General features: G+C 35.5%; 10 protein-coding genes. 7 read left to right on the forward strand and 3 right to left on the reverse strand.

Annotated features, from left to right (window positions below):
* The 6 genes from ADI58_RS00930 to ADI58_RS00955 form a co-directional block, all read left to right on the forward strand.
* Positions 1-369 (forward strand): capsular polysaccharide synthesis protein (locus ADI58_RS00930; protein WP_049521117.1); only part of this gene is annotated, 369 nt, incomplete at its 5' end.
* A 9-nt stretch (positions 370-378) separates the two neighbouring features.
* Entirely contained in the window at positions 379-1,935 is a 1,557-nt protein-coding gene (locus tag ADI58_RS00935; RefSeq protein WP_049521118.1) for a lipopolysaccharide biosynthesis protein, read from the forward strand.
* The gene (locus ADI58_RS00940) at positions 1,932-3,041 is read left to right on the forward strand and encodes a glycosyltransferase (protein ID WP_049521119.1); all 1,110 of its coding nucleotides are present in this window, start codon (positions 1,932-1,934) and stop codon (positions 3,039-3,041) included. Before ADI58_RS00935 ends, ADI58_RS00940 begins: the two co-directional genes overlap by 4 nt.
* A gap of 147 nt (positions 3,042-3,188) precedes the next feature.
* Positions 3,189-4,931, forward strand: a complete 1,743-nt coding sequence (locus ADI58_RS00945; RefSeq protein ID WP_049521120.1) for a glycoside hydrolase family 13 protein — start codon at positions 3,189-3,191, stop codon at positions 4,929-4,931.
* Between the two features lie 119 nt (positions 4,932-5,050).
* On the forward strand, positions 5,051-5,362 hold the full coding sequence (locus ADI58_RS00950) for a hypothetical protein (RefSeq protein WP_000420556.1): 312 nt from the start codon (positions 5,051-5,053) through the stop codon (positions 5,360-5,362).
* Positions 5,363-5,365: 3 nt separating this feature from the next.
* On the forward strand, positions 5,366-6,082 hold the full coding sequence (locus tag ADI58_RS00955; RefSeq protein ID WP_049521121.1) for an alpha/beta fold hydrolase: 717 nt from the start codon (positions 5,366-5,368) through the stop codon (positions 6,080-6,082).
* A gap of 123 nt (positions 6,083-6,205) precedes the next feature.
* On the opposite strand, the gene ADI58_RS00960 is transcribed toward ADI58_RS00955, so the two are convergent.
* The 3 genes from ADI58_RS00960 to ADI58_RS11610 are packed head-to-tail and all read right to left on the reverse strand — an operon-like array spanning position 6,206 to position 8,055.
* Positions 6,206-7,021: a TIGR03943 family putative permease subunit gene (locus ADI58_RS00960; protein WP_049521122.1), complete on the reverse strand. Its 816-nt coding sequence runs from the start codon at positions 7,019-7,021 to the stop codon at positions 6,206-6,208.
* Positions 7,018-7,923 (reverse strand): permease, encoded by a 906-nt coding sequence (locus tag ADI58_RS00965; RefSeq protein ID WP_049521123.1) that lies wholly within the window; start codon positions 7,921-7,923, stop codon positions 7,018-7,020. Before ADI58_RS00965 ends, ADI58_RS00960 begins: the two co-directional genes overlap by 4 nt.
* Positions 7,924-8,055 carry an SPJ_0845 family protein gene (locus ADI58_RS11610; RefSeq protein WP_000268685.1) on the reverse strand — a complete coding sequence of 44 codons (132 nt, stop codon included), beginning with the start codon at positions 8,053-8,055 and terminating at the stop codon, positions 7,924-7,926.
* Between the two features lie 155 nt (positions 8,056-8,210).
* On the opposite strand from ADI58_RS11610, the gene ADI58_RS00975 reads away from it, so the two are divergent.
* Entirely contained in the window at positions 8,211-8,591 is a 381-nt protein-coding gene (locus tag ADI58_RS00975; RefSeq protein ID WP_033686988.1) for a PBECR3 domain-containing polyvalent protein, read from the forward strand.
* The last annotated feature ends 196 nt before the right edge of the window (positions 8,592-8,787 follow it).

An 8,787-nucleotide genomic window follows, 5' to 3' on the forward strand; every position in this document is an offset into this window, starting at 1 on the left:
AAGTGGTCAAGTTTCTTTCTAGCAGGGAAAAAAGAAAAATCATATTTTAAACATATTCGGGATTTATATATTTACTTCATCCGAAAATATCCAGTTTTCATTCATTATTTGATGTTGGATTATTTTATTTTATCCGAATATAAATTAAATGATGAATTCAAAGCCTTAGTAGGTGGATTACCAGTCTTAGCACCGGCTGAGAGAGTATGGTTCTTAAGAGATCATGCAAATGAGATATATGATAAACACGAATGGGAAGAAGTGTTAAGAACAACTCCGATTATGAAAACTACCTATAAAATTAATCCAGAGGAATTAATTCCTCAATCTTATCTATATAAGCTTTTTTATGGAGAATTAAATGAATAGAGGTTATGTATGAAAAGAAGTAGAACAGAATTTGCTATGCTAAACACAAGTATTGCTCTAGCCATACAACCAATTTCTGTGATTCTTGGTTTCATTAATCGGACAGTTTTTGTAAGTTATCTTGGTGTAACTTATTTAGGGCTAAGTAGTTATTTAGCTAGTATAGTATCCATTTTATCTTTAGCTGAACTAGGGATAGCGGAAGCCATGAGTTACGCACTATATGCCCCATTAGCAAGAGATGATCATGGAAAAATTAATGCCTTTATGGTTCTGTACAAAAAATTATATAGCCTTATTGGTGTATCAATTTTTATATTAGGGGCGATTTCATCCTTATTTTTCCCTTATATGATTAAGGATTATACGATTAATAGTGAACTATATTGGATTTACTTTATTTTTGTGTTTAATGCTAGTTCTGGTTATTTTTTCTCATACAAACGAACATTACTATATGTTGATCAGAGAAACTATGTCGTTAATTTATTGAATTTTGGATTAAACACGCTTCGAGTGTTGTTACAAATTGCAGTCATCGTCTTTACCCAAAATTTTATGTTCTATTTATTGATAGAAAGTGTGTTAAATATTGTTAACAATGTGGTCACGTCTCGTATTGTTGATCGGTTATATAATTATTTATATAATGAAGAAATGACTCCTATCAATCAAGAAGAAAAAAATAAATTTATTCGCAATATTAAAGGGAATATGCTTGGGAGTATTGGAGAAAAGGTTGTTTTTCAAACAGATAGTATTTTAATGGCCAAATTTATTAGCTTAGCAGCTATAGGAATCTATGGAAATTATAACTATGTTTTAGGATTCGTTGGAATGATTTTAAGTACAGTCATTAATTCTGTCGTTGCTTCTGTAGGAAATTTAGTTCATTCTGAAAATACGACTGTCGTGGATACACTTAGATTCCTTAAAAAATTCCAGTTTATTACGTTTAGTATGACTTATTTTGGGTGTATGGGATATTTGTTATTCATTCATCCATTTATGCTGATTTGGTTGGGAAATAGTAATTCTTTTAATCAATGGATTGAAATTTTAATTGTCATTAATTTTTTCCTTACAATCTATAGAAAACCGAGTTTAATATTCATTTCAGTACATGGATTGAGTTATGAGCAAAATAAAAAAGTTATTGCAGAAATTTTATTAAATATTTTCCTTTCTCTATACTTTTTAATGGTTCTAGATTTAGGAGTCGCCGGAATATTGTTAGGGACAATAGGTTCCACAATATTAACGTGTTCTTGGTATGAACCCTATAGTGTATTTAAGTATGGATTGAAAGCTTCTTCAACAGAATATTTTAAAACGATGTTACAACATTTTATTGCAGCTGGATTGAGTATCTTGTTCATTAGTTTGTTAGATTTATTTGTGTTTACAGCAATGGATTTCATCTGGGCTATCGTTGTTAAAATTGTGCTTTATTTGGCGATATTGTGTGTATATGTTTTCGTGTTTAGAAATCATGAAGGTGGTAGACAAATCATTTTGATGATTCAAAAAGTATTAAAGTTAAAAAATAAGGTGGTAAAAATATGAAAAGAATTTTAGTTTGTGGATTAGTTCCAGATATCGGTGGATTAGAAAAAATTGTGGTAGATTTTTATAATCATATTGATACATCTGAATTTGAACTGGAATTTCTACTACAAGGACCTAAAGATGTTGATTTTAGTGATCATTTTAAGTCAATTTGTAGAAATCCTATTGTTTTTCACCGAATTCCAAAGTTAAGACCTCATATTAAGCAGGCATTAAAGGAATGGGATCGTTTCTTTAAGGAGAATGCTCATCGTTATGATATTTTATGGTCCAATCAAAACGGTCTGACTCATCTAGAGTTCTTAAAATTAGCAAAAAAATATGGTATTGAAAAAAGAATTGTTCACGCACATTGTGCACAAGCAGAACATTTTCATCGTATTATCCATCCCATTAATCGACTTTTTGTTGGAAAATATGCGACCGATTTTTGGGCATGTGGAACAGAAGCGTCGAACCATTTTTATCATGGTAAGGAAAGAGAAAAAGCACTAGTTATTCATAATGCCATTGAGGTGGAAAAGTTTATATATAACCAAGAAAAGCAAGTCCAACTTCGAAAGGAATATGGTATTCCAGAAGATTGTTTAGTCGTAGGACAAGTTTCTCGTCTATATGAAAAACAAAAAAATCAAAGTTTTTGTGTGAAGGTTTTTTCTGAAATCGTCAAAAAAGAACCAAATTCTCGTCTAGTATTTATAGGAAGAGGAGATACTGAGTTTTTAGAAAACTTGGCAAAAAAATATGGAGTTGCAGATAAAGTCATTTTTACAGGCTTGACTACTAATGTTGGAAAAATGTTAAATCTTCTTGATGTTTTCTTTTTTCCATCTAATTTTGAGGGATTACCGATTGTACTCATTGAAGCGCAAGCCAATGGCTTACCTGTTGTAACAGCAAAGCATTTACCAGATGCAAGGATACTAGATAACTATGATAACAGTTTGTCTTTGAAAGATTCTCTTGAAGAATGGGCGGATAAAATTTTGTCAGTCAGAGATTATCGAGAGCTTGATACAGAAAAGGTGAAACAGCTGATAGATGAAAATGGCTACGAGATTGAATCAGCAACCAGACAGTTAGAGAAATTATTTGATGAGTGATATCAAGATTTACAGAGAGGACAAATTTGTTCTCTTTTTTGTCTGTTTTTTAGGCTCTTGCAAATAGTTTACAAAAATAGTATACTGGATTTATTGATTTTGAAAACGTTTGCGTAAAATTTGATTAAAACTTAAGGAGCCAAATTGATGGAATTAAGTGCTATTTACCATAGGACTGAGTCGGAGTTTGCCTATCTTTATAAGGATAAGAAGCTTCATATTCGGATTCGAACTAAGAAAGGGGACATTGAAAGCATCAACTTGCACTATGGAGACCCTTTTATCTTTATGGAGGAGTTTTATCAGGATACAAAAGAAATGTCCAAAATAACTTCGGCTGCCCTATTTGATTATTGGCAGGTTGAAGTGTCCGTCTACTTTGCACGTATCCAGTATCTCTTTGAACTCAAGGATACAGAAGGTCAAAGTATTTTGTATGGTGATAAAGGGTGTGTGGAAAATTCTCTAGAAAATCTTCATGCTATTGGAAACGGATTTAAGTTGCCTTATCTTCATGGGATTGATGCCTGCCAGGTTCCTGACTGGGTTTCAGATACGGTATGGTATCAGATATTTCCTGAGAGATTTGCTAATGGAAATGCTCAATTAAACCCAGAGGGGGCTTTAGACTGGGATTCATCTATCACACCTAAGAGTGATGATTTCTTTGGTGGTGATTTACAGGGGATTATTGACCATCTGGATTACTTGCAAGACTTGGGAATTACTGGACTTTATCTTTGTCCTATCTTTGAATCTACGAGCAATCATAAGTACAATACGACGGATTACTTTGAAATTGACCGTCATTTTGGAGACAAGGAGACCTTTCGGGAGCTGGTCGAGCAAGCTCATCAGCGTGGCATGAAAGTCATGCTGGATGCTGTATTTAATCATATTGGTTCGCAATCTCCTCAATGGCAAGATGTTGTCCAAAATGGTGAACAGTCTGCTTATAAGGATTGGTTTCATATTCAACAATTCCCAGTGACTACTGAAAAACTAGCCAATAAGAGAGAGTTACCCTATCACGCTTTTGGTTTCGAGGACTATATGCCTAAGCTAAATACAGCCAATCCAGAGGTCAAGGATTATCTTTTAAAGGTTGCGACTTATTGGATTGAAGAATTTAATATCGATGCTTGGCGTTTGGATGTGGCTAATGAGATTGACCATCAGTTCTGGAAGGATTTTCGAAAGGCAGTTTTAGCTAAAAAGCCTGATCTTTATATCCTAGGAGAAGTCTGGCATACGTCTCAGCCTTGGCTAAATGGAGATGAGTTCCATGCGGTCATGAATTACCCTTTATCTGATAGTATCAAGGACTATTTCTTACGAGGAATTAAGAAGACAGACCAATTCATCGATGAAATCAATGGTCAGTCTATGTATTACAAGCAGCTGATTTCAGAAGTTATGTTTAATCTCTTGGATTCGCATGATACAGAACGAATCTTGTGGACGGCCAATGAGGATGTTCAACTGGTCAAATCATCTCTAGCCTTTCTCTTTTTACAAAAAGGAACACCGTGCATCTATTACGGAACAGAGTTATCCTTGACTGGCGGTCCAGACCCAGATTGTCGACGTTGTATGCCTTGGGAACGCGTATCAAGTGACAATGATATGTTAAACTTCGTGAAGAAGCTAATTAAGATTCGGAAATACGCGTCAGTAATCATTTCGCATGGCAAGTATAGCCTTCAAGAAATCAAACCAGATCTAGTAGCCCTGGAATGGACATACGAAGGCTGGGTCCTTAAAGCGATCTTTAACCAATCAAAAGATGATTATCTTTTAGAGAAAGAAGTAGTAGCACTAGCAAGCAATTGCCAAGAATTGGAGAATCAGCTTGTGATTTATCCAAATGGGTTTGTGATTTTTTATTAAAGAGCAATTATGAGTGACAGGAAAATTGTAGTATAGAGAGCATTTTACAAACAGACTATTTGTCGTCTTGCTACAATTGGTATATAATTTAACTTAAAGAAAATAGGAGGATTAATCGAATGGAATTAAAAGATTTTACAGAAAAAGAACAGGAAATGATTAAGAAGGGGCTGACTACGTCTAAGATTAGTGACAAGGAAACTGCTGAGAAGATTCTTGCACTAGTACCACAAGACTTGATTAAGCGCATTCCGTTTTTCGTCAGAAAACATGCTACGACACGTACGATTAAACGTATTTCAATTGAACACCCTGAACTCTACGCTGCAGCCCAAACAAGTGGTGAAATCCCAGAAAAAGAACGTGAAGAATTACGTCAGATTATCACGACTATCTTTGAACAAAAGATGAATAAGCATAGTATTAAGTAGAGAATGAAAAAATATTTTATTGGTGGTTTGGGAAGCAATGTCTATCATAGCAAGGATTTTCTTCAAGAACTAGATTCGCAGGTCTGTTTTCTGAATCCATATGAAAAGCATCTTCGAGATGAAACAGAATTGAAATCATGGTTTAAAAAATCGATAGAAGAGGAAGAATCTATCTGTCTGATAGGTCATTCTCTTGGAGGAGATTTGGCTCGTTATCTCGCATCGGAATTTTATGAAGTGACAAAACTGATTCTTTTGGATGGTGGCTATCTAGATTTAGATAAGATTTTACCTTTAGATACAGAGTTAGAGGAAACTAAAAACTATATTGAATCTCAAGTTGTTTCGGACTTAAATCTTCTTATTTCTAAAGAAAAATCCGAAACAAAGTATTGGTCAGAAAATATGGAGAAAGCTGTAAGACAGTCCTATCACTGGAATGCGAAATATAATAGATATGAGTTGGCTATAAATTATGAAAATATAGAAGCGATACTCCGCCTACGGAGGAAAATACAAGCTTTTAAAAGAGAAGTGAGAGATACCTTGTTTATTAGTCCTCGCTATCCTAATGAAGCTACATGGAGAGAGGAAGCCCTAAAAGAATTGCCAGACTATTTTGATACTATTTTTCTAGAGAACTTTGGCCATGAGCTTTATACTGAAGCACCTAGAGAAATCGCTAGTATGATTAATAAATGGTTCTCTCATTCTCTCTGAGATAGTGATTGAATAGTGATAATTAATATAGAATAAAAGTCTACCTAGACTCAACAAGAAAACGAACAGGCTCTTTTTCTGTCATTCAGAAGAGAACTTGTTCGTTTTTGTCTTTTTATTCTTTTAAAACACGCGATACACATAGGGATTTTCTGGTTTATCGACTTTGGTAAAGCTATCGATTTCCAAGGTTGGGAGGTTTTGTTTGAGTTCTTTATGATAGTGATTGACCAGTTTTCCTTTGGCTGTTATCCAGGTGTTATTCTCATACTGACGGGTATTTCCTTTTGTCAACAATCCATAGACACCTGAATCTGCGATACAGTGAATAATGCCAAAGCGGAACAGAAATTGGCTATTAGAATGACTGGGGTCGTTATAGACAAATCCTGTAAACTGGACTGTCTTGCCTTCAAACTCATCTGGATAGTCGTAGATGGCTTCCATGACTTCCATATAGTTTTCGTTGGTAATCTGAATACTGTCTTGGGACAAGTATTTATCCGCCGCCGTTCGCATCTCCTTTTCATAGGCTGATTTTGAAAAATAAGAACTGGTATCTGGTTTCAAATATTGGCTTGTCGTCCCTTCACTGGTCTGAATAGCTTGATCCGTTCCTTCTGATAGCGGAAAATGATAGCCTTTAGCAGAAACTGTCTGAGAATCCAAGCTAACAGTTGGGAAAGTTAAACCGACAACAATCGGAATAGCCAGAAGAGCAACACTTGTCACCTTGGCCAAGCGACCGTTCAAATGACTGTGGGTTTTGACTTGTTTCATCCAGATATACAATTGAACGATTGCCAAAATAAAGGAAAGCACCATGGAAATATAGGCTAGATAGGAATAGTGCATGTTGATGTACTGGTTTAATTTGCCCGACAGATGGAGATAAATGGTCAATTCAAAATAGCCAGCTAAAACTAAAAATCGAATCATAGGATGACTCCAATCAAGAGAGAATACACTAAGACGACAAGAGTCACAATCGTAATGAAGTGACTGATAAATCGTGCTTTCAAGTAATTTTTCATCATGAGAATATTTTTGATATCCAGCATTGGGCCAATGACGAGAAAGGCCAAAACTGGTGCCAAACCGAAACTCGAGAGAAGAGAAGCACCGATAAAGGCATCGGCTTCACTACAGAGCGAAAGAAGAAAGGCCAAAAGCATCAAGAGCAGGATGGCAAAAAGAGGGGTCGCACTAATAGAGGTCAGAATCCGAGTTGGAACGTAGACCTGTATCATAGAGGCAAAGAGACAGCCAAATACCAAATAGCGTCCTGTGTCAAAAAATTCATCAATGGCCTGCACAAAGACTTGAAAAACTTTCTTTGCAGGATTTAAGTTAGAAAAATCATGCTCATGACAGGCCAGACGATTTTCTTTTTGAATCGGTTCTTGCCAGAAAAATCCTAGAAAAATCCCAAGTATCACAGCTACAATAATGGAACCAAGAGCTCGCAATAGGGCGATATGGAAGGAGTTACCAAAGGCAGAATAGGTCGCAAAGAGAACAATGGGATTGATGACAGGTGCTGTTACTAGAAAGGGAACGGCCGTGTAACTGGGGACCTTCTTTTCCAGAAAACGATTGATAATGGGCACAATTCCACATTCACAAGAGGGAAAAAGTATCCCGACGAAGGTACCAAAAAAGATTCTCCCCCAACGATTTCGAGGGAGAAAATGATAAACCTTGTCAGGTGTGATATAGACTTCAATCAGCCCTGAGACAATACTTCCTATCAGCACGAAAGGGAGGGCTTCAATGATAATGGAGAGGAAAATAGCTCCAGTCTGAAGCACACTAGATGGGAGTTGTTGGAAAGCAGTCATCTAGTTTTTCTTTTCTGCTTTGGCTTTTTTCTCTTTGTCATCAGGGAAAGTGACTTGTTTCAAATCAGGGAGTTTAGCAAACTCTTCAAACATCTTGTCCAAGTCGTCTCGTTTTGTAAATTTTACAGCCATAGGTGTACCTCGATTCTAAATTCTACCTCTATTATACTATTATTTTGAGGAAAAGGGAAAAGTTAAAATTGAGTATCTAATGAATAATAGAGCGTGATATATCCTAATATACACTATGATTGTGATATAATAATTGTGGAATAACGGAGGAAATGATGGAACATAAAAAGATCGGTCAGGTGACTGACGAAGTAAAAGAAATTTTTAATATTGTTCTTGAAGCTAGTGATATTAAAGTTAACAAAGAAGGTTTAAGAAGTCATATGTTGAAACGGCATCATAATGATGTGATTCATCATATCGAAGACCTGGAACTCATACTAAGGAACCCAGATTTCGTTGGGATCAATCCACGAGAGAAAGATGCTAGTTTTGAATATGTTAAAAGATTTGATGATAATGTTCTTGTTGCCATCAAGTTACATAAAAGTGGAGATTTCTTTTATGTTCCGACAATGTATCGTTTACAAGATTACAAGTTACAAAGTCGTATTAAGTCTGGTAGATTGAGAAAACTTGACAAAAAAAGTAGATAGTGCTAGAATAATATTAACGAAAGACATTTGAGGGCAGAAAGGTTCCTGCCGCACCTTGAAAAAGGTATCTGAGATGCTGGGTACACCGACCAGCCAAGTGTTCGTTATTTCAAAGGAGGGAGCTTAAATGCTCCTTTTTTGTTTAAAAATTTCAAAAAAGATTACACTCACCGCAGGCTCAGGCTTGCGGTTTTTT

Source organism: Streptococcus mitis, assembly GCF_001074635.1.
Classification (GTDB): Bacteria; Bacillota; Bacilli; order Lactobacillales; family Streptococcaceae; genus Streptococcus; species Streptococcus mitis_E.